Here is a 20,264-nt window from a genome sequence, read left to right as displayed (position 1 = left end):
CGTCCTGTCGCGAGGAGGCGTATATTACGCTTTCCTCCCTCAGAGTCAACTTCTTTTTCAGAAGCTTTTCTCCGGCGGCGCAGTCTCCTGTGCCTGCTGACCCGTCTCTCCGTAAGCCGGTGCTCCGTGTCAGTGGAGGCGCATTATAGGGAGTTTCCGGAGGCTGACAAGTGCTAATTTCAACTTTTTAACCAACCGTTCACTTTACGTGCAATATGAATAAAAAACCAGCAAATCACCCACTAATAGACAAGAAAAACGGGCCTGAGGCCCGTTTTTCTTCATGCTGCATTACTGATGCGCGGTGATAACGTCGTTTTCCACATCCATTTCGATTGTTTTTCCGGGAACCAGCGTACCAGAGAGAATCTGCTGTGCCAGCGGGTTCTCAATCTGTTGCTGTATCGCACGTTTCAGCGGCCGCGCGCCATATACCGGATCATAACCGTTCTCACCCAGCAGTTTGATCGCCGCGTCAGAGATATGCAGCTGATAGCCGCGCTCTTCCAGACGTTTGTACAACCGCTGCAGCTGAATCTGGGCAATCGACGCGATATGTTTCTCCGCCAGCGGATGGAACACTACCACCTCATCTATACGGTTAACGAACTCTGGACGGAAATGATGTCCAACCACGCCCATGACAATCTCTTTCATCTCGGCATAGTTCAGATCGCCAAACCGTTCCTGAATCAAATCCGATCCGAGGTTAGAGGTCATGATTACCACGGTGTTGCGGAAATCGACCGTGCGTCCCTGGCCATCCGTCAGGCGCCCATCATCCAACACCTGCAACAGGATGTTGAAAACATCCGGATGCGCTTTCTCCACCTCATCCAGCAGAATCACGGAATAAGGACGACGGCGAACGGCTTCGGTCAGATAACCGCCCTCTTCATATCCGACATAGCCCGGAGGCGCACCCACCAGACGCGACACCGAGTGTTTCTCCATAAACTCGGACATATCGATACGCACCATCGCATCATCACTGTCGTACAGGAAGTTAGCCAGCGACTTACACAGCTCGGTCTTACCGACACCGGTTGGCCCCAGGAACAGGAACGAACCGATTGGACGGTTAGGATCTGACAAGCCCGCACGGCTACGACGAATCGCATTCGATACCGCCTCTACCGCTTCATCCTGTCCGATTACCCGTCCATGCAGATCCTGCTCCATACGCAGCAGTTTATCGCGCTCACCTTCCATCATGCGTGCCACCGGAATACCGGTCCAGCGCGCCAGCACATCGGCAATCTCCACGTCGGTTACGCGGTTGCGCAGTAACTTCATGGTTTTGCCTTCTGCCTGAGTGGCTGCGGCCAGCTGTTTTTCCAGCGCCGGAATTTTACCGTACTGCAACTCAGACATCCGGGCGAGATCGCCGAGGCGACGTGCCTGCTCTAAATTCAGACGCGCCTGTTCCAGCTCGGCTTTAATATTCTGCGTACCGGACAACGACGCTTTTTCCGCCTTCCACTCATCTTCCAGCTCGGCGTATTCGCGCTCTTTCTGGTCGAGTTCGCTTTCCAGCATTTCAAGACGCTTAATGCTGGCATCGTCTGCCTCTTTCTTCAGCGCCTGCTGCTCCAGCTTGAGCTGAATAATCCGGCGTTCCAGCCGATCAAGCGCTTCCGGCTTCGAGTCAATCTGCATACGAATGCTGGAAGCGGCCTCATCGATCAGGTCAATCGCTTTGTCCGGCAACTGACGATCGGCAATATAGCGATGCGACAAGGTCGCGGCCGCCACAATGGCCGGGTCAGTAATCTGCACATGGTGATGCAGTTCATAACGCTCTTTCAGACCACGCAGAATGGCGATGGTGTCTTCCACTGTGGGCTCAGCCACATAGACTTTCTGGAAACGCCGTTCCAGCGCCGCATCTTTTTCAATGTACTGACGATATTCGTCGAGCGTAGTCGCGCCCACGCAGTGCAGTTCACCGCGTGCCAGCGCCGGTTTGAGCATGTTGCCCGCATCCATCGCGCCGTCAGCTTTACCGGCACCTACCATAGTGTGCAGTTCATCAATAAACAGAATGACGTTGCCTTCCTGTTTGGACAGGTCATTCAGCACGCCTTTCAGACGCTCTTCAAACTCACCGCGATATTTGGCACCGGCCACCAGCGCACCCATATCCAGCGCCAGTACCCGCCGCCCTTTCAGGCCTTCAGGCACTTCGCCGTTGATAATCCGCTGCGCCAGCCCTTCAACGATGGCGGTTTTACCGACCCCGGGTTCACCAATCAGTACCGGGTTGTTTTTAGTCCGGCGTTGCAGAACCTGAATGGTGCGTCGAATCTCTTCGTCACGGCCAATCACCGGGTCAAGCTTGCCCTTCTCAGCACGCTCGGTCAGATCGATAGTGTATTTCTTTAATGCCTGGCGCTGATCTTCAGCCCCCTGATCGTTCACGCTGTCCCCTCCACGCATTTGTTCAATAGCCTTGGTGAGTTTTTCACTGGTTGCGCCTGCCGCTTTCAGCAGATCGGCCAGTGAACCCCGTGAGTCGAGGGCCGCCAGAACAAATAATTCAGATGATATAAAGTTGTCGTTGCGCTTCTGCGCCAGTTTGTCACACAGGTTCAGTACCCGAACCAGGTCAGATGAGGGTTGTACGTCCCCTTCGCTGCCTTCCACCTGTGGCAGACGATCGATAGCCTGCTCAACCTGAGTGCGCAATGAGGCAACGTCAATACCTGCTGACGTCAATAAAGGTGAAACCGATCCGCCTTCCTGTTTAAGCAGTGCGCTCATCAGGTGCAGAGGTTCAATGAATTGGTTGTCGTGTCCCAGAGCCAGGGACTGCGCGTCGGCGAGAGCCAATTGGAATTTGTTAGTAAGACGATCCAGACGCATAATTCCTCCCATTACAGGTCAAAATGCTACTGGAGATTAAATGAGGTCATCCCTCAAAATTTCAAGGTTAATGACCTGAGATTTGAGTAAAAAATACGCTAACTGGACCGTCTTATGGCGTAAGGTTATAACAGCCAGATTAAAGTTGCCATACGCCCGGTGATTCCATCACGGCGGAACGAGAAGAAATCGTTACCTTCGGTGAAGGTGCAACGGCTGTCAGCACTGATGGATTGCACGCCTGCGGCCTGCAGACGTAAGCGCGCCAGTTGCCAGATATCGGCATAAAACTTCTCACCAGCTGGACGAAAAGCCTCTGCAGCGCGAGGATCCTGTGCCATAAACGCCTGCCGAACCTCGGCACCCACTTCAAACGCATCCGGACCAATCGCCGGCCCCAGCCAGGCGTGAATCTGATGCGCTGGTGAACGGAACTGCGCCAGCGTGTTTTCCAGCACGCCAGCACACAATCCCCCGCCAGCCCGCATGCGCCGCAGCGACCTCGCTTCCATCCGCTGAACAGAACAGCACCGGCAGACAGTCGGCGGTCATGATCGCGCACACCACGCCTGCTTCGGCGGTAATGCAGGCATCGGCACGCAACGGCTCAGTGCCGCCCGAGGACAGACGCGCCACATCAGTGGCATGCACCTGCTCCAGCCACTGTGGCATCGCTGGCAAACCCGCCTGTTCAACCAGTAACTGTCGGTTCTGTGCAACGTGCTCTGGCTTATCCCCCACGTGCCCGCCGAGATTGAGTGCATCCCAGGGCGACAGGCTGACGCCGCCCTGACGCTGCGTCGAGCAAGCCCGGACGCGCGCCGGTGCCGGCCATTGAGGAATAATCATCTGCATCACCAGTCCATCTGGTCCTTGAAAGCCTCAGTATCGGCTTTCAGCGCTGCGATCAAATCGACCATATCCTGCGGAATCGCTGCGTGGAACTCCATCTCGATACCGCTGATCGGGTGATACAGACGCAGCATAGTGGCGTGCAGTGCCTGTCGATCGAAACCGCGCAGGGTCGCAATGAACGCATCCGATGCCCCTTTTGGTGGGCGAGGACGACCGCCGTAAAGCGGATCACCCACCAGCGGATGATTGATGTGCGACATATGCACACGAATCTGGTGAGTACGACCGGTTTCCAGACGCAGACGCAAACGGGTATGCGCGCGGAAATGCTCCATGATGCGGTAATGCGTCACCGCTGGCTTACCCATCGGATGGACTGCCATGTGGGTGCGTTTGGTCGAGTGTCGGCTGATAGGCTCATCAACGGTGCCACCTGCGGTCATGTTGCCAATCGCGACCGCTTCATATTCACGGGTGATTTCGCGCCTCTGCAGCGATTCCACCAGGTGCGTCTGCGCCGGTACGGTCTTCGCGACCACCATCAAACCGGTGGTGTCTTTATCCAGACGGTGAACGATGCCAGCACGCGGCACATCCATAATCGCCGGATAGTGATGAAGTAAGGCGTTTAGCACCGTGCCATCGGGATTGCCGGCGCCAGGGTGCACCACGAAATCACGCGGCTTGTTGATGACAATAATGTCTTCATCTTCATAAACAATGTCGAGCGGCAGAGCTTGCGGTTCCCAGCGCTGCTCTTCTTCGATCTCAGCGTTAATGGCGACCAGCTCGCCGCCCAACACTTTTTCTTTCGGTGTATCAACCGTTACGCCATTGACTGTGACGCGACGATCGAGGATCCATTCTTTTATGCGAGAACGTGAATAATCAGGGAACAATTCCGCCAAAGATTGATCTAAGCGTTGTCCGAGTTGTGATTCGGATACCGTTGCGGTGAGTTGAACTTGTTGTGCCATATACAGCTTCTTCGTTAACGTTGGGTTTTCACGGCGATGCCGTTTAATATAATGTGCTATCGTACCTGGTCATTACCGGGAGCTATACGGACAGCTTCCGCCATAACATTTTGAGGATAATCACTTCGTCATGACGCGTATGAAACATCTGGTGGCTGCTGCCACACTGAGCCTGGCACTTGTTGGTTGTTCCGGCTCAAATGACGCGGTACCGGACAGCCCGCCTTCTGAAATTTATGCTACAGCGCAGCAAAAGCTGCAGGACGGTAACTTTAAAGCCGCGATTAAGCAACTGGAAGCGCTGGATAATCGTTATCCGTTCGGTCCTTATTCGCAGCAGGTTCAGCTGGATTTAATCTACGCGTACTATAAAAATGCCGATCTGCCCCTGGCGCAGGCTGCCATCGCTCGCTTCATGCGTCTGAACCCGACGCATCCGAACATTGACTATGTCATCTACATGAAAGGTCTGACGGACATGGCGCTGGATGATTCGGCGCTGCAGGGCTTCTTTGGTATCGATCGGTCTGACCGCGATCCGACGCACGCTCGTGATGCTTTCCGCGACTTCTCTCAGCTGCTGCGCGGTTACCCGAACAGCCAGTATGCGGCTGATGCTCAGAAACGTCTGGTCTACCTGAAAGATCGTCTGGCTAAATATGAGCTTTCAGTGGCGCAATTCTATACTAAGCGTGAGGCTTATGTCGCGGTTGTTAACCGGGTAGAGGGCATGATGCGCGATTATCCGGATACGCAGGCAACACATGATGCGTTGCCGTTGATGGAAAATGCTTACCGTCATCTGCAGCTGAACGCTGAAGCAGATAAAGTGGTGAAAATCATTGCAGCGAACAGTCACTGATCGTCTGTAGATTATCGGCCATAAAAAAGCAGCCTGAATGGGCTGCTTTTTTTTGCTTATTGCATAACCAGTCACAGATATTTGCTGGCTAGTTAACTCATCAAGAATGCCGCGAGAATCGCTTCGCTTCAAGGCTTTTCGGCCACATTCTCTGCCTTTCTCACAAATTGTCTGGCTTGACAAAAAGTGACATTTTTTCGTGATCAAAATCACGCAATTAACCCTTTATCGCGCTATGCTGGACCTACCAAGACGGAAATGACAGAGAGGTAAGACTGATGATCCTGAACATTACCAGCAAACAAATGGAAATCACTGCGGCTATCCGCAACCATGTTGAAGACCGTCTCGCCAAGCTTGAAAAATGGCAAACCGACCTGATTAATCCCCATATCGTCCTGTCCAAAGAGCCCAAAGAATTTGTAGCCGATGCCACCATTAATACGCCTAACGGGACGCTGGTGGCCAGTGCCAAACACGAGGATATGTACACCGCTATCAACGATCTGATCGCCAAGCTCGAGCGCCAGCTGAATAAAGTACAGCATAAATCTGAAGCGCGCCGCGCCAGTGCCAGCGTGAAAGACATTATCCCCGCTGACGAACAATCCTGACCTGATTCGGTTAACGCGCCTGCGGGCGCGTTTTTTATTGACAGCTTTAAATCAGTACGGTTACTCTCAGAACACACTTTTTTCGGACATACCTATGAAACATGACCTGTTTTTCTTCGCTTTCTTTTTTACCTTCCCCTGAACGGGAGGCCATTCGTCGTGTGAAAACGAAAGCGAAGACGAACAACAAAGCCTCCCAACCGGGAGGCTTTTTTATTGGACAGCTTACAGGTGAGCCTTATGAATCCCGACAATCCACTGCTGGCGCTACGCGATAAAATCAGCGCAGTTGATAAAAAACTCCTGACGCTTTTAGCCGAACGCCGCCTGCTGGCAGTGGAAGTTGCGCAGGCCAAACTGGCTACCCACCGCCCGATTCGTGACGTCGAACGTGAGCGAGCGCTGCTGGAAAACCTGATTGTGCTAGGCAAAGCGCATAATCTGGATGCACATTACATCACCCGGCTGTTTCAGTTGGTGATCGAAGACTCGGTGTTAACCCAGCAGGCGTTATTGCAAAAAAACCTGAATCATCCGCATGCCCATGCGGCACGTATCGCCTTTCTCGGCCCTAAAGGTTCTTACTCCCATCTGGCGGCACGCAAATATGCCGCCCGTCATTTCGACAATATGGTTGAATGCGGTTGCCTGAAATTTCACGACATTATCAAGCAGGTAGAGAACGGCGCAGCTGATTACGCGGTGATGCCGATTGAGAACACCAGTTCAGGTTCAATCAATGACGTCTACGATTTGCTGCAGCAGACCAGCTTATCGATCGTCGGAGAAATGACGCTGCCGATTGACCATTGCGTACTGGTCAATGGCCCTACTGACTTGCAGCAGATCGAGACGGTCTACAGCCATCCTCAGCCATTCCAGCAGTGTAGTCAGTTCATTAACCGATTCCCGCACTGGAAAATCGAATATACCGAAAGCACTGCGGCAGCGATGGAGAAAGTCGCGGCGCTTAACTCACCGAAAGTGGCGGCACTGGGCAGTGAAGCCGGCGGTGAACTCTACCAGTTGCAGGTGCTGGAGCGTAACCTGGCGAACCAGCAGCAGAACCATACGCGCTTTATCGTGCTGGCACGCAAAGCAATCGAGGTTTCAGATCAGGTTCCGGCCAAAACGACGTTGATCATGGCAACGGGTCAGCAGGCGGGTGCGCTGGTTGATGCCTTACTGGTGCTGCGCCAGCATAATCTGATCATGAGCAAGCTGGAGTCGCGGCCGATTAACGGCAATCCATGGGAAGAGATGTTTTATATCGACGTTCAGGGCAACCTGCAGTCGGAAAGAATGCAGCAGGCGCTGCAGGAGTTGCAGACCATGACCCGTTCACTGAAGGTGCTGGGCTGTTATCCCAGTGAGAATGTGGTGCCGGTCGAACCGGGAGAATAGACAAAAAAGGCATCCCGCGGGATGCCTTTCTGCTTAAGGACGACTGTCGTTCGCCGAACGCAATAAGCTGCGACTTTCAACCAGGAAGCGTTTCGCGTGATCGCCAAACCAGTGTTCAACCCGATTGAAGCTGGCAATGAATGCCTGCTTATCACCCTGTTCCAGCAAGGCAATCGCCTCACCGAAGCGCTGGTAATAACGTTTAATCAGCGCCAGGTTGCTCTCTGACGACATGATGATGTCAGCATAGAGCTGCGGGTCCTGAGCAAATAATCGTCCGACCATCGCCAGCTCCAGCCGGTAGATCGGTGACGACAGCGCCAGTAGCTGATCGAGGTTAACGTTCTCTTCTGCTAAATGCAGGCCGTAAGCAAACGTTGCGAAGTGACGCAGCGCCTGAATGAATGCCATATTCTGATCGTGCTCAACCGCACTGATGCGGTGTAAGCGCGCGCCCCAGACCTGAATCTGCTCCAGAAACCACTGATAGGCTTCGGGCTGACGACCATCACACCAGACCACCACCTGTTTTGCCAGGCTGCCGCTATCCGGGCCAAACATCGGGTGCAGCCCCAGCACCGGACCGCTATGAGCAGCCAGCATCGCCTGCAACGGCCGGTTCTTCACCGACGCCAGATCGACCAGAATACAATCCTGTGGCAGCGGCGGCAGTCGGGCAATGACCTGTTCGGTCAAATGAATCGGTACGCTGATGATCACCATGCCGGCATCGCTGAGTAAATTCTCTGCCTGTGGCCAGTCATCTTTATCCAGCGTTTTCACCGTATAGCCCGACAGCCGCAGCATTTTCTCAAACAGCCGCCCCATCTGACCATTACCGCCGACGATCACTACCGGCCGCAGTTCAGGACACAACGTTTTGAAGCCCTTGTCGTTCTCGCTGGTATAGGATTCGCGCATTACCCGACGCAACACATCCTCAATCAGATCCGGCGGAACACCGAGCGCTTCAGCTTCTTTACGGCGCGAAGCCAGCATGGAGGCCTCACGCTCAGGAACATAAATCGGCAGTCCATAACGGCTCTTGACTTCGCCCACCTCGGCGACCAGTTCAAGCCGTCTGGCCAGCAGGTCAAGCAGCGCCTTATCGACACTATCAATTTGATCGCGTAACGCGCTTAGTTCAGCCACCATTGCTCTTACACCTCGTGTGACAGACGCGCCGACAGCACTCCCTGCAGATCCTGATGCATCTCACGCAGCAACGTTTCAGTGACGTCCCAGTTGATGCAGGCATCGGTGACAGAGACGCCATATTTCATTTCACTGCGAGGCTGCTCAGAAGACTGGTTACCTTCATTGATATGGCTTTCCAGCATCAAACCAATAATTGAACGGTTTCCATCTTTGATCTGGGCGATAGCGGATTCCGCTACGCCAGGCTGACGACGGTAGTCTTTATTAGAGTTACCATGGCTGCAATCTATCATTAAGGCCGGACGCAGTCCCGCCTTGAGCATCTCTTTTTCACATTGCGTAACATCTTCCGGACCGTAGTTAGGCGCTTTTCCGCCGCGCAGAATGACGTGTCCATCCGGATTGCCCTGCGTCTGCAGCAGGCAAACCTGCCCCGCCTGATTGATGCCGACAAAGCGGTGCGGCATTGACGCTGCGCGCATCGCATTAATCGCGGTGCCCAGGCTGCCGTCGGTGCCATTTTTGAAACCCACCGGCATCGACAGGCCAGAGGCCATTTCACGGTGCGTCTGCGATTCAGTGGTACGCGCGCCGATGGCTGACCAGCTGAACAGATCGCCAAGGTACTGCGGGCTGTTAGGATCCAGCGCTTCAGTTGCCAGCGGTAAACCCATTTCAACCAGGTTCACCAGCAGTTTACGGGCAATGTGCAGACCTGCTTCCATATCGAATGAGTTATCCATGTAAGGATCGTTGATCAACCCTTTCCAGCCGACGGTGGTACGGGGTTTTTCAAAGTAGACGCGCATCACGAGATACAGTTGATCCTTCAACTGTTCAGACAGAGTTTGCAAACGACGAGCATAATCCAGAGCCGCTTCGGTATCGTGGATTGAACAAGGTCCGCACACCACCAGCAGGCGAGGATCGCGGCCGGCAATAATGTCGGAGATAGTCTGACGAGAGGCAGCAACCTGAGCCTGTTGCTCAGCGGTCAGCGGAAATTTTGCTTTCAGCTCTTCCGGGGTAATAAGTACCTGTTCGTCGGCGATATGCACATTGTTCAGCGCGTCTTTTTGCATGATGGCGATCCTTTTTGCTCGTGTATGCGGTCATGGGATCCTCATGGAGGATGGAGCACACTGTATCACAGCGAATACATGACACAACTATAAACGTACACTTTTATTACCACTGAAATTAAAAACCTCAACAAAAATTGTAAATATTGATAAAAATCAACTAATTAAACCAATCACCTTGATTCACTAATCCCGATCAACTGTACAGATTTATTTACACTACTGGATATTGTTTTCCCGCACGTCGCTGGCAGAATGAAGCCATCAACCTGACGATTACCGAGTGTGCTATGCCACAGACTGCTGCAAACATTAAGCTGCGCCCTTTTACCCTCAATGACATAGACGCATTCACCCAGGCGGTTAACGCCTCGCTGGAAAGCCTGATGCCGTGGATGGCCTGGGCACACCCGAATTATCAGCCGCACGAAGCGGAAAGCTGGATCCGCTTCACCCACTGGCAACGAATTAAGGCACAGGCGGAGGAATTTGCCATCGTTGATCAACACGATCGCCTGCTCGGAGGGGCCGGTATCCGATTCGCCCGTCATCCCGGCGATTTCAGCGCTTTAGGCTACTGGGTACGCAGCGACGCACAACGTCAGGGGATCGCCAGCCAGGCCGTGAAGGCTTTGCTGACGCTGGGGTTTTCTCGACCTGAAACGCGCGGTATAGAGATCCTGGCGGCAGAGGAAAATCTGGCCAGTCGGGCAGTGGCAGAGAAATGTGGTGGTGAGTTTATTGGCTGCCGCTACGGGTTGATTGTGCTGGAGAGCGGCGCGGTGAATACGGCGATTTACCATTTTCCGCGACCGGATGCCGACGAATTATCATCTTTGGTTGGGCATTAAGATAAAAAAAGGGGCTGGCATCACGCCAACCCCTTGTTTGCTATTAACTTTTAGATGTCGCGTTAGCGATACCTTAGTTAAGACGCTCTTTAATACGAGCAGACTTACCAGTACGCTCACGCAGGTAGTACAGTTTGGCTTTACGCACAGCGCCACGACGTTTGACAGTGATGCTGTCAATAACCGGCGAGTGAGTCTGGAATACACGCTCAACGCCTTCGCCGTTAGAAATTTTGCGAACAGTGAATGCAGAGTGCAGACCGCGGTTACGGATAGCGATAACCACGCCCTCGAATGCCTGCAGACGTTTTTTAGAACCTTCAACGACCCATACTTTCACTTCCACGGAATCACCCGGGCGGAAGGAAGGTACGTCCTGTTTCATCTGCTCTTGTTCAATTTGCTTGATAATGTTGCTCATAATTAAATCTCATATCCTGGGTAAACTGATAGTCGGGGAAGATCACTCTTCCACATCATCGTTTTGTTGCTGATGAAATTCCCGCTGGAACTCACTTAGCAACCTTGCTTGCTCTTCAGTCAGAGCCAGGTTTTCCAGAAGTTCAGGTCTTCTCAGCCAGGTACGGCCTAGCGACTGCTTCAGGCGCCAACGGCGAATATCAGCATGGTTGCCTGACAGTAATACTGCCGGAACCTCCACACCGTCTAACACTTCAGGTCGGGTATAGTGCGGACAGTCCAGCAGCCCCTCCGAGAACGAATCCTCTTCGGCTGACGCCTGCTTGCCGAGTACGCCGGGAATAAACCGGGCGACTGCGTCAATCATCGTCATAGCTGGCAGTTCCCCGCCGCTGAGAACGTAATCACCGATTGACCATTCTTCGTCAATTTCGGCGTGGATTACGCGCTCATCTATCCCTTCATAACGGCCACAGACCAGAATTAACTTGTCCCGTGCCGCCAGTTCGCAAACGCCCTGTTGGTCCAGTTTGCGCCCCTGAGGTGAAAGATATATCACCCTGGCCCCATCACCTGCCGCTGCTTTCGCTGCGGAGATGGCATCCCGTAAGGGTTGTACCATCATCAGCATTCCCGGTCCGCCGCCGTATGGACGATCGTCTACGGTACGGTGCCGGTCGTGCGTGAAGTCACGAGGACTCCAGCTTTGAATGCTGAGCAGACCGTTTTTTACTGCCCGGCCAGTTACCCCGTAATCGGTAATAGCGCGAAACATTTCTGGAAACAGGCTAATTACACCAATCCACATTGTATTCGCCGTTACGTTACCGTTCGATTCGGAGATCAAAAACCAGGATCCCAATCTACTTCAATAACGCCAGTAGAGAGATCGACTTTCCTGATAACCTGTTCATCAAGAAACGGAATTAACCGCTCCTGCACACCGAACGCATCCTTCAGGTTTGCCTTAACGACGAGAACGTCGTTCGAGCCGGTTTCCATCATATCGATGACTTTGCCCATCTCGTAGCCGTCGAGGTTAACCACCTGGCAACCCATAAGGTCTTTCCAGTAGTAGTCGCCCTCTTCCAGCGATGGCAACTGCGTCGAGTCAACCTGAATTTCGCAATTGGTTAACTGAGCCGCCGCATCCCGATCGTCAACGCCTTTAACTTTGATGATCAGGTCCTGATTATGGTGCTTCCAACTCTCCAGTTCGATCTGCTGCCATTTACCGGCGCGCTGGATAAACCAGGGTTGGTAGTCGAAGATGCTTTCAGCGTCTTCAGTGGAGGAAAACACTTTGAGCCAGCCGCGAATACCGTAGGCGGCTCCCATTTTACCCAACACCAGTGGATTAACGGGAGGCTGTGCGGCAAGTTGTCTGCTCATGCTCACCACCGTGACAGATTAAGCTGCTTTCTTAGCTTCTTTGACCAGCGCGTTAACGCGATCAGAGAGTGTTGCGCCCTGGCCAACCCAGTGCTCGATACGATCCAGATCCAGACGCAGACCTTCAGCCTGACCAGATGCGATCGGGTTGAAGAAACCAACGCGCTCGATGAAACGACCGTTGCGTGCATTGCGGCTGTCAGTGACGACGACCTGATAGAACGGACGCTTTTTAGCGCCGTGACGTGCCAAACGAATTGTTACCATAACATCCTCTTCAGTTAATAAAACACCCGGCCCCCATCGAGGAACGGGGTCCGGGTGCTGTATAAAAAGCCCGAAAATTTTACTCATTTTGGCGCAAAAAGCAACCTAAACCGCGTCCTTTCGGGCTTTTTTGTGGAACACTTAGCGTCCAGGGAAACCTGGCGGCATCATACCTTTCATGCCGCGCATCATTTTCGCCATTCCGCCCTTCTTCATTTTCTTCATCATACGCTGCATGTCGTCGAACTGCTTCAGTAAGCGGTTAACGTCCTGCACCTGCATACCGGAGCCAGTAGCAATACGGCGCTTGCGCGAGCCTTTGATGATTTCAGGCTTCTGGCGCTCTTTACGCGTCATCGAGTTGATGATCGCTTCCATGCGCACCAGCACCTTGTCATCCATTTGTGACTTCACGTTATCCGGCAGCTGCCCCATGCCTGGCAGTTTGCCCATCAGGCTGGCCATCCCGCCCATGTTACGCATCTGCTTCAACTGCTCAAGGAAGTCATTGAGATCGAAACCGTCACCGGTTTTCAGCTTCTTCGCCAGCTTCTCCGCCTGATCGCGGTCAACCTTGCTTTCGATATCTTCGATCAGCGACAGCACATCGCCCATGCCGAGGATACGTGAAGCGATACGCTCCGGATAGAACGGCTCCAGTGCATCAGTCTTCTCACCGACACCCATGAACTTAATCGGCTTGCCGGTGATATGACGAATCGACAGCGCCGCACCACCGCGCGCATCACCATCCACTTTGGTCAGGATAACCCCGGTGAGCGGCAGCGCTTCGTTAAAGGCTTTGGCGGTATTCGCCGCATCCTGACCGGTCATGGCATCGACCACAAACAGCGTTTCTACCGGATTAATCGCGGCATGAACCTGTTTGATTTCGTCCATCATCGCTTCGTCAACGTGCAGACGACCCGCAGTATCCACCAGCAGAACATCGTAAAACTTCAGGCGTGCTTCACGCAGCGCATTGTTAACAATGTCGACCGGCTTCTGGCTCAGATCGGATGGACAGAAATCTACGCCCACCTGTTGCGCCAGCGTTTCCAGCTGTTTGATTGCCGCCGGACGATAAACGTCGGCAGAAACCACTAAGACTTTCTTTTTATGCTTCTCACGCAGGAACTTACCCAGCTTACCGACGCTGGTGGTTTTACCCGCACCCTGCAGGCCGGCCATCAGCACTACGGCAGGCGGCTGCGCAGCCAGATCCAGCGCATTGTTTTCTGCACCCATCGCCGCAACCAGTTCGTTACGGACGATCTTGATGAACTCCTGACCTGGCGTCAGGCTTTTATTCACATCGTGCCCAACCGCGCTCTCTTTCACGCGATTAATGAAGTCACGCACTACCGGCAGCGCAACGTCTGCCTCAAGCAGTGCCATGCGAACTTCACGCAGGGTCTCTTTGATGTTCTCTTCAGTCAGCCTTCCGCGGCCGCTGATATTGCGCAGGGTTTGCGACAAACGATCGGTTAAATTATCAAACATGGTCTCTCACTTAAAAAGATCGCGAGGCGCCTGATCGGCAGAATGCGGCGGATTATAACACGAAGCCTCAGCGATCTCTGCAATTGCCCCTCAGATCGTTTGGTGCCAGCTGCGGCTGGCGCTATACTGCCGTTTTCCTTATCTGACTGATACCCGAAAGGATCTATGTTCGTTTTCGCGATAGTGGCGCTGTTCGCCTACTCCCTTAGTCTTGCACTGATCATTCCCAGCCTGTTGAAACGTAACGGCGGCTGGCGGCGAATGGCGATGCTCTCTGCCTGCGTCGCGTTGATTACTCACGCGGTGGCCTTGCAGCAACGTATTTTTGCCGTCGACAGTGGACAGAACTTAAGCCTGCTCAATATCGGCTCGCTGGTCAGTCTGTTGATCTGTGCCATCATGACCATTGTGGCGTCCCGCAACCGTGGCTGGTTACTGCTGCCGATTGTTTATAGCTTCGCGCTGATCAACCTCGCCTTTGCTACTTTTGTGCCCAATGCGTTTATCACTCATCTGGAAACCACCCCAGGCATGATGATTCATATCGGCCTCTCGCTGTTTGCCTACGCGACGCTGATCATCGCGGCGCTGTATGCGCTGCAACTGGCGTGGATCGATTATCAGCTGAAAAACAAGCGACTGACCTTTACCCAGGACATGCCGCCACTGCTGACGATTGAACGCAAGATGTTTCACATCACCCAGGTCGGCGTAGTGCTGCTGACGCTGGTGCTGTGTACCGGCTTGTTTTACATGCAGGATCTTTTCAGCGCGGAAAACGTCGATAAAGCGGTGCTCTCCATCATCGCCTGGTTTGTGTATATCGTTTTGCTGTGGGGGCACTATCATGAAGGTTGGCGTGGACGTCGTGTGGTGTGGTTTAACTGCAGCGGCGCATTGTTATTAACCATGGCCTACTTTGGCAGTCGCATCCTACAGCACCTGCTTATCCCTACCTCTCGTTAAAAAGGAAGTTCTGCGTTGGAACATGTTTCAACCACCACGCTGATTGTTACGCTGATCATCATGGTGCTGGTTTCGGCTTATTTTTCGGGCTCTGAAACCGGCATGATGACTCTCAATCGCTACAAGCTGCGCCATCAGGCTAAAAATGGCCACCGCGCTGCCCGTCGCGTCGAAAAATTGCTGCGCCGCCCAGACCGCCTGATTAGCCTGGTGCTGATCGGCAACAACCTGGTCAACATTCTTGCTTCTGCCCTCGGTACCATCGTCGGGATGCGCCTGTATGGTGATGCCGGCGTTGCCATCGCCACCGGTGTACTGACCTTCGTGGTGCTGGTGTTTGCCGAAGTGTTACCAAAAACCGTGGCGGCGCTCTATCCGGAAAAAGTCGCCTATCCCAGTAGCTTCCTGCTGGGTCCGTTGCAATACATTATGTTGCCGCTGGTCTGGTTGCTGAACACCATTACCCGTCTGCTGATGCGGATGGTCGGTATTCGCGCTGACGGCTCTGTCAATTCCGCGCTGAGTAAAGAAGAGCTGCGTACCATCGTTTACGAATCGCGTAACCTGATATCACGCCGTAATCAGGACATGCTGTTGTCCGTCCTCGATCTCGAGAAGGTCAGTGTGGATGACATCATGGTGCCGCGTAATGAGATCGTCGGCATCAACATCAACGATGACTGGAAATCGGTGGTCCGCCAGTTAAGTCATTCGCCACACGGCCGCATCGTGCTGTTCCGGGATTCGCTGGATGACTGCGTCGGCATGCTGCGGGTGCGTGAGGCCTGGCGCATGATGACCGAGAAAAAAGAGTTCACCAAAGAGACGCTGCTGCGCGCTGCCGATGAGATCTACTACATCCCGGAAGGCACGCCGCTCAACACCCAACTGGTGAAATTTCAGCGCAATAAGAAGAAAGCCGGACTGGTGGTTGATGAGTATGGCGATATCAAAGGACTGGTGACGATAGAGGATATTCTGGAAGAGATCGTCGGCGATTTCACCACCTCGATGTCGCCTTCGCTGGCTGAAGAAGTGATGCCGCAGAATGATGGATCGGTGCTGGTTGAAGGCAGCGCCAACGTGCGTGAAATCAACAAGGCGTTTAACTGGCATCTGCCGGAGCAGGAAGCCCGCACCATCAATGGCATGCTGCTGGAGGCGCTGGAGGAGATTCCTGAGGTGCAGACCCGGGTGCAAATCAGTCAGTACAACATCGACATCCTCGATGTGCAGGACAACATGATTAAACAGGTTCGCATCACACCGACCACGCCGTTAAAGAAATCTATCGGCTCTTAAGCCATAAAAAAACGCCGCAATAATAATGCGGCGTTTTTTTTAGCAGAAAAGTCCTGACTAGATGTGCAGTTCTTTCAGCTTCTCAGCAGGCAGTTTCAGATCTTCGTTGCGGTTAACACCGATATAATGTGCCAGCACATTGCGGGCGATCTGCTGTGCTTCTTCCAGCGAGTGCAGCTTGTAGCTGCCGCACTGGTATTCGTTCAGCTCAGGGATCTGGTTCTGATCTTTAACTTTCAGAACGTCTTCCATCGCCCCTTTCCACGCTTTTGCTACGCGCTGCTCGTCTGGCGTACCAATCAGGCTCATGTAGAAGCCAGTACGGCAACCCATTGGCGAGATATCAACGATTTCAACGCCGTCACCGTTCAGATGATTACGCATGAAACCGGCAAACAGGTGCTCCAGCGTATGAATGCCACGCTCAGTGAGGATATCAATGTTCGGGCGGCAAAAACGCAGGTCAAAAACGGTAATCGTATCGCCATGCGGAGTCTTCATGGTTTTCGCAACGCGTACGGCGGGAGCGGCCATGATAGTGTGATCAACGGTAAAACTGTCCAGTAGTGGCATACGTCACCTCCTGTTTTAAGAATTTTTTTAAAACGATGAAACTTTTCTGTTCGCCCAACGTCTGAATATATGAAAGACGCGCATTTGTTATCATCATCCCTGACAACAGAGATGTTAATTTGGCCACATTGATGTGGCCTTTTTCTTTTCTACCCTTCCCGGCTCGCCAGATAAGCCTCAAAATCCAGCTTGTCATCGGCTTCAAGCGCCTGCTGTGCTGCCACAGACTCCTTCGCCTGACGACTGAAATCGTCTTCGCTCAGCACTTCCAGCTGCTCTTCACAAAGCAGATGGCGATACTGTTCCGCTAACGCCACACCGGTACCGGTAACACCATTGTCCTTCATCGCCTGAAGGATGCGCGCCGAATAGGTTAGCTCAGGATCGTCGAACGATGCCACCAGTTGATCGCAAACTTGTTGATATTGCGTGCTGCCCTGGTTGTTGCTGTCTAAAACTTCCGCCACCCGACGCAGATCGGCAAACAGTGTCTTACCGACTTCAACCAGCGAATGCTCCGCTTCACCACAGCCGACCGCAATTTTCTGATCCGGCTTACGCCCTTCCAGCACCACTCTATTCCAGTTTTTACGGGTACACTGCAGCTCGTCAGCGCTCATTTCCGGCGCGTCAGCCAGCGTACACCAGATCAGGAACAGGTCGAGGAAGCGCACCTGGTTCTCGTCCACGCCAATCGCTGAGAACGGGTTAATATCCAGCGAGCGCACTTCAATGTACTCAATGCCGCCACGCAGCAGCGCGTCAGAAGGCGCTTCACCCGAGCGCGTAACGCGCTTAGGCCGGATAGGCGCATAGAGTTCATTTTCAATCTGCAGCACGTTAGTGTTGAGCTGGAGCCAGTTGCCGTCGGCATCTTTGGTGCCCATCTCAGCATACTCTTCCGACGGCGTCTTGATTGCTTTCTTCAGCGCAGTGACATAGCCTTCCAGTGAATTGAAGGTAATGCCCAGCGCGCTCTGGGATTTGTTGGTATAGCCTAAATCGCTCAGACGCAGCGAGGTGGCATACGGCAGCCACAGGGTATCTTTATGTTTCAAACGGCAGTGCGCTCTCGCGGCCCTGCAGGAAGCTGGAACTGATGGCGGGCGACGCACCAAACAGATACGGGATCACCCAGCCAAAACGATAATAGTTACGGATCAGTCGCAGATAGCCGGCAGAGATGGTCTCTTTCCCGCTTTCCTGATCTTTCACATCGGCCCATTCCTGCCAGAAAGAGAGCGGCAGCGAGAAGTTATAGTGAATACCGGAGATGGTCTGCATCAACGCGCCGTAGCGGTTTTTCAGCCCCTGGCGATACAGCGTTTTCATCTGGCCAATATTGGATTTCCCATACTGTGCCAGTTCAATCTTGTTCGCATCGTCAATCTCGCACGGCATGCTGAAGGGCCACATACGCTCTTCGCCGAGTTCACGGGCAACATGACGATGAATATCACGCAGGAAAGCCAGCATGTGATCAATGCTGTGATCCACTGGCGTAATGAACTCCAGCAGCGTTTCGGCAAAGTCTGTGGTAATCCAGTCATGCTTCAGCGCCGAACCCAGTGATTCGGGGTGACCGGTTTCCGCCAGCTTACCGTCTGCCTGCACGCGCAACGTTTCACGTTCGATGCCACGGCCGATACCCTTGAGGGCATCAGGATGCGCTTCCAGCCAGGAGAGCGCTTTAGATACGTCCGGGATCACATTAACCTCCCGCTGTGAGAATAATTTATTTTTGTTCAGCATAATGTTAACCGTAGCCTCGAATCTGTGCGAATCAATGCCACCATTGCATACCCTGTAATGTGGCGGTCGCGATAACGATATAACGCAGTGTTTTACCGACAGCGAGATACAACATCGCCGGTAACCAGGCGAAGCGTAACCAGCCTGCAAGCACGCAGAGCAGATCACCTATCACTGGTAACCAGCTAAATAACAGTGCTGCAGGACCCAATCGGTGCAACCACGTCATTGCTGTGTCATGCCATCGCCCCTGACGTTTTAACGGCAGCAAGCGACCAAGAAAAATGTTGGTTAAGCCGCCCAAGGTGTTTCCCAGTGATGCGGCCAAAAGCAACCCATAAACTGACGTCTTTTTTGCAATTAATAGTGCTATCAGCAGTGCTTCAGAGCTTCCTGGCAGGAGCGTCGCACTTAAAAAACTGCTGCCGAACAATGAGGCATAGGCGAGCATCTCACTCACAGTAAGCGGACGTCCACCACATCCATCCCTGCCGCTTTCGCCGCCTGAACGCCAAAATCTGCATCTTCGAAAACCACACAGCGCTCTGGCGCCACGCCCATCAGCTCGGCGCAGCGTAAGAAGGTATCTGGTTCAGGTTTATGCCGCTGTACGTCATCAGCGCCGACCACGGCGGAAAACAGCTCACGCACGCCCAGCTGCGTCAGTAACGCATCTGCCATGCTGTGTTCACTGCCGGTACCGACTGCCATAGGACGACGCCCGTGGTAAGCCTTCACCACCTCCATCAAAGGAAGCGGCTGAACATTTTCCAACAGCATGGCTTTCACTGCGGCGGTCTTTTCGGCGGCAAGAAGATGAGGATCGTGAGACGACTGATTCGTTTCGATGATGAACTGCGCCAGTCGCCAGGTAGGAGCACCATTAAAGCCGACAATACGCGCTTCATCCAGCGTCATTCCATAACGCGCCAGTACCTGACGCCACGCTTTTCGATGTGTCGGCTCAGTATCGAGAATGGTGCCGTCCATATCGAAAATCAGGGCGTCGTATTGATCGTACATAGTCACTCCGGACCTCCAACAAATGAGACATTACTTTAGCCTAATGTGCACAGGTTGTCGCCAGGGGGGATGAACAGCAAATGCTTTGAAAGCATTAGCAATTTTTCTTTTCAGATAAAGGTGATCGTCTGCGACCGGCAATAACCGTACGAAATTGCAGCATTTTTTATCCGCAGAGGGTAAACCGGAGCTGGCTGGCATCAATTAAAAGCCAGCAATAGAAAACCGGATTTACGCGCTAACCGTCAGCAGAAAGAGTCAGGCCAGACAGCCTGTTAGCCGGGTTGATAAAGCAGATCGGTTTTGACCTGCTCCCCGTTGATTAGTACACCCCGATGTTAGTAATGTCTTCATAAGCCACATGAGGACATCCCCATGAAGAAGCGTTTTTCCGACCA

At 53.1% G+C, this 20,264-nt stretch carries 19 protein-coding genes, 2 pseudogenes and 1 other annotated feature; of the genes and pseudogenes, 7 read left to right on the top strand and 14 right to left on the bottom strand.

The annotated features are described in order from the left end of the window. Positions 1-291: 291 nt before the first annotated feature. The 3 genes and pseudogenes from clpB to rluD form a co-directional block, all read right to left on the bottom strand. Positions 292-2,877: an ATP-dependent chaperone ClpB gene (clpB, locus tag FHW04_RS22875; protein WP_179420109.1), complete on the bottom strand. Its 2,586-nt coding sequence runs from the start codon at positions 2,875-2,877 to the stop codon at positions 292-294. Between the two features lie 113 nt (positions 2,878-2,990). Further along, a pseudogene (gene yfiH, locus FHW04_RS22870) lies at positions 2,991-3,720 on the bottom strand (purine nucleoside phosphorylase YfiH). After that, a complete protein-coding gene (rluD, locus tag FHW04_RS22865) occupies positions 3,720-4,697 on the bottom strand; it encodes a 23S rRNA pseudouridine(1911/1915/1917) synthase RluD (protein WP_031374785.1) in 978 nt (325 codons plus the stop codon). The pseudogene yfiH and the gene rluD overlap by 1 nt, the downstream one beginning before the upstream one ends. A gap of 130 nt (positions 4,698-4,827) precedes the next feature. Here rluD and bamD point away from each other — a divergent pair, with 130 nt between their 5' ends. The 4 genes from bamD (at position 4,828) to pheA (ending at position 7,577) form a co-directional block, all read left to right on the top strand. After that, positions 4,828-5,559 (top strand): outer membrane protein assembly factor BamD, encoded by a 732-nt coding sequence (bamD, locus tag FHW04_RS22860; protein ID WP_089562572.1) that lies wholly within the window; start codon positions 4,828-4,830, stop codon positions 5,557-5,559. A gap of 278 nt (positions 5,560-5,837) precedes the next feature. Then, positions 5,838-6,173, top strand: a complete 336-nt coding sequence (gene raiA / locus FHW04_RS22855) for a ribosome-associated translation inhibitor RaiA (RefSeq protein WP_031374783.1) — start codon at positions 5,838-5,840, stop codon at positions 6,171-6,173. A 93-nt stretch (positions 6,174-6,266) separates the two neighbouring features. Next, positions 6,267-6,391: a sequence feature (Phe leader region), on the top strand. Continuing rightward, a complete protein-coding gene (gene pheL / locus FHW04_RS22850; RefSeq protein WP_193387678.1) occupies positions 6,268-6,315 on the top strand; it encodes a pheA operon leader peptide PheL in 48 nt (15 codons plus the stop codon). Its footprint overlaps the feature before it by 48 nt. A gap of 22 nt (positions 6,392-6,413) precedes the next feature. Beyond that, positions 6,414-7,577 (top strand): bifunctional chorismate mutase/prephenate dehydratase, encoded by a 1,164-nt coding sequence (pheA, locus tag FHW04_RS22845; RefSeq protein WP_031374782.1) that lies wholly within the window; start codon positions 6,414-6,416, stop codon positions 7,575-7,577. A 33-nt stretch (positions 7,578-7,610) separates the two neighbouring features. On the opposite strand, the gene tyrA is transcribed toward pheA, so the two are convergent. Next, positions 7,611-8,732, bottom strand: coding sequence for a bifunctional chorismate mutase/prephenate dehydrogenase (gene tyrA / locus FHW04_RS22840; RefSeq protein ID WP_089562571.1), 1,122 nt, complete (start codon positions 8,730-8,732; stop codon positions 7,611-7,613). Between the two features lie 5 nt (positions 8,733-8,737). After that, positions 8,738-9,817: a 3-deoxy-7-phosphoheptulonate synthase gene (locus FHW04_RS22835; RefSeq protein WP_031374780.1), complete on the bottom strand. Its 1,080-nt coding sequence runs from the start codon at positions 9,815-9,817 to the stop codon at positions 8,738-8,740. Positions 9,818-10,107: 290 nt separating this feature from the next. Between FHW04_RS22835 and FHW04_RS22830 the strand changes: the two genes are divergently transcribed. Next, positions 10,108-10,668, top strand: a complete 561-nt coding sequence (locus FHW04_RS22830) for a GNAT family N-acetyltransferase (RefSeq protein ID WP_031374779.1) — start codon at positions 10,108-10,110, stop codon at positions 10,666-10,668. Positions 10,669-10,741: 73 nt separating this feature from the next. On the opposite strand, the gene rplS is transcribed toward FHW04_RS22830, so the two are convergent. The 5 genes from rplS to ffh form a co-directional block, all read right to left on the bottom strand. Next, complete coding sequence (gene rplS, locus FHW04_RS22825) at positions 10,742-11,089, bottom strand: 50S ribosomal protein L19 (protein ID WP_031374778.1); 348 nt, start codon at positions 11,087-11,089, stop codon at positions 10,742-10,744. 42 nt (positions 11,090-11,131) lie between these two features. Further along, positions 11,132-11,896 (bottom strand): tRNA (guanosine(37)-N1)-methyltransferase TrmD, encoded by a 765-nt coding sequence (gene trmD, locus FHW04_RS22820; protein ID WP_031374777.1) that lies wholly within the window; start codon positions 11,894-11,896, stop codon positions 11,132-11,134. 35 nt (positions 11,897-11,931) lie between these two features. Further along, positions 11,932-12,480, bottom strand: a complete 549-nt coding sequence (rimM, locus tag FHW04_RS22815) for a ribosome maturation factor RimM (protein ID WP_046289605.1) — start codon at positions 12,478-12,480, stop codon at positions 11,932-11,934. Positions 12,481-12,498: 18 nt separating this feature from the next. Next, positions 12,499-12,747 carry a 30S ribosomal protein S16 gene (gene rpsP / locus FHW04_RS22810; RefSeq protein WP_003849041.1) on the bottom strand — a complete coding sequence of 83 codons (249 nt, stop codon included), beginning with the start codon at positions 12,745-12,747 and terminating at the stop codon, positions 12,499-12,501. A 141-nt stretch (positions 12,748-12,888) separates the two neighbouring features. Then, complete coding sequence (ffh, locus tag FHW04_RS22805; RefSeq protein ID WP_031374776.1) at positions 12,889-14,250, bottom strand: signal recognition particle protein; 1,362 nt, start codon at positions 14,248-14,250, stop codon at positions 12,889-12,891. Positions 14,251-14,415: 165 nt separating this feature from the next. On the opposite strand from ffh, the gene FHW04_RS22800 reads away from it, so the two are divergent. Together FHW04_RS22800 and FHW04_RS22795 are read left to right on the top strand one after the other, a co-directional pair. Then, entirely contained in the window at positions 14,416-15,216 is an 801-nt protein-coding gene (locus tag FHW04_RS22800) for a cytochrome C assembly family protein (protein WP_031374775.1), read from the top strand. Positions 15,217-15,231: 15 nt separating this feature from the next. Next, positions 15,232-16,518 carry an HlyC/CorC family transporter gene (locus tag FHW04_RS22795; RefSeq protein WP_069728904.1) on the top strand — a complete coding sequence of 429 codons (1,287 nt, stop codon included), beginning with the start codon at positions 15,232-15,234 and terminating at the stop codon, positions 16,516-16,518. 57 nt (positions 16,519-16,575) lie between these two features. Here the strand turns inward: FHW04_RS22795 and luxS are convergent, their stop codons facing one another. From luxS to yqaB, 4 genes and pseudogenes are all read right to left on the bottom strand, one after another. Further along, positions 16,576-17,091: an S-ribosylhomocysteine lyase gene (gene luxS / locus FHW04_RS22790; RefSeq protein WP_089562570.1), complete on the bottom strand. Its 516-nt coding sequence runs from the start codon at positions 17,089-17,091 to the stop codon at positions 16,576-16,578. 149 nt (positions 17,092-17,240) lie between these two features. Further along, positions 17,241-18,843, bottom strand: a pseudogene (gshA, locus tag FHW04_RS22785) (glutamate--cysteine ligase). Positions 18,844-18,874: 31 nt separating this feature from the next. Beyond that, positions 18,875-19,303 (bottom strand): YqaA family protein, encoded by a 429-nt coding sequence (locus tag FHW04_RS22780; protein WP_031374771.1) that lies wholly within the window; start codon positions 19,301-19,303, stop codon positions 18,875-18,877. Beyond that, positions 19,300-19,866, bottom strand: a complete 567-nt coding sequence (gene yqaB, locus FHW04_RS22775; protein WP_089562569.1) for a fructose-1-phosphate/6-phosphogluconate phosphatase — start codon at positions 19,864-19,866, stop codon at positions 19,300-19,302. The genes FHW04_RS22780 and yqaB overlap by 4 nt, the downstream gene beginning before the upstream one ends. Between the last annotated feature and the right edge of the window lie 398 nt (positions 19,867-20,264).

Origin of the sequence: Pantoea sp. AN62 (assembly GCF_050432985.1) — a bacterium.
Taxonomy (GTDB): Bacteria; Pseudomonadota; Gammaproteobacteria; order Enterobacterales; family Enterobacteriaceae; genus Pantoea; species Pantoea brenneri.
The sequence above is the reverse complement of the archived record's forward strand: the minus strand, read 5'-3'. Positions and strand labels throughout refer to the sequence as shown.

Excerpts from the sequence above, each read along its gene's own strand:
- luxS (WP_089562570.1), bottom strand. The coding sequence starts at position 17,091 with ATGCCACTACTGGACAGTTTTACCGTTGATCACACTATCATGGCCGCT.
- FHW04_RS22800 (WP_031374775.1), top strand. The coding sequence starts at position 14,416 with ATGTTCGTTTTCGCGATAGTGGCGCTGTTCGCCTACTCCCTTAGTCTT.
- raiA (WP_031374783.1), top strand. The coding sequence starts at position 5,838 with ATGATCCTGAACATTACCAGCAAACAAATGGAAATCACTGCGGCTATC.
- clpB (WP_179420109.1), bottom strand. The coding sequence starts at position 2,877 with ATGGGAGGAATTATGCGTCTGGATCGTCTTACTAACAAATTCCAATTG.
- FHW04_RS22830 (WP_031374779.1), top strand. The coding sequence starts at position 10,108 with ATGCCACAGACTGCTGCAAACATTAAGCTGCGCCCTTTTACCCTCAAT.
- FHW04_RS22835 (WP_031374780.1), bottom strand. The coding sequence starts at position 9,817 with ATGCAAAAAGACGCGCTGAACAATGTGCATATCGCCGACGAACAGGTA.
- yqaB (WP_089562569.1), bottom strand. The coding sequence starts at position 19,866 with ATGTACGATCAATACGACGCCCTGATTTTCGATATGGACGGCACCATT.
- tyrA (WP_089562571.1), bottom strand. The coding sequence starts at position 8,732 with ATGGTGGCTGAACTAAGCGCGTTACGCGATCAAATTGATAGTGTCGAT.
- pheA (WP_031374782.1), top strand. The coding sequence starts at position 6,414 with ATGAATCCCGACAATCCACTGCTGGCGCTACGCGATAAAATCAGCGCA.
- rimM (WP_046289605.1), bottom strand. The coding sequence starts at position 12,480 with ATGAGCAGACAACTTGCCGCACAGCCTCCCGTTAATCCACTGGTGTTG.
- bamD (WP_089562572.1), top strand. The coding sequence starts at position 4,828 with ATGACGCGTATGAAACATCTGGTGGCTGCTGCCACACTGAGCCTGGCA.
- rluD (WP_031374785.1), bottom strand. The coding sequence starts at position 4,697 with ATGGCACAACAAGTTCAACTCACCGCAACGGTATCCGAATCACAACTC.
- rplS (WP_031374778.1), bottom strand. The coding sequence starts at position 11,089 with ATGAGCAACATTATCAAGCAAATTGAACAAGAGCAGATGAAACAGGAC.
- ffh (WP_031374776.1), bottom strand. The coding sequence starts at position 14,250 with ATGTTTGATAATTTAACCGATCGTTTGTCGCAAACCCTGCGCAATATC.
- trmD (WP_031374777.1), bottom strand. The coding sequence starts at position 11,896 with ATGTGGATTGGTGTAATTAGCCTGTTTCCAGAAATGTTTCGCGCTATT.
- rpsP (WP_003849041.1), bottom strand. The coding sequence starts at position 12,747 with ATGGTAACAATTCGTTTGGCACGTCACGGCGCTAAAAAGCGTCCGTTC.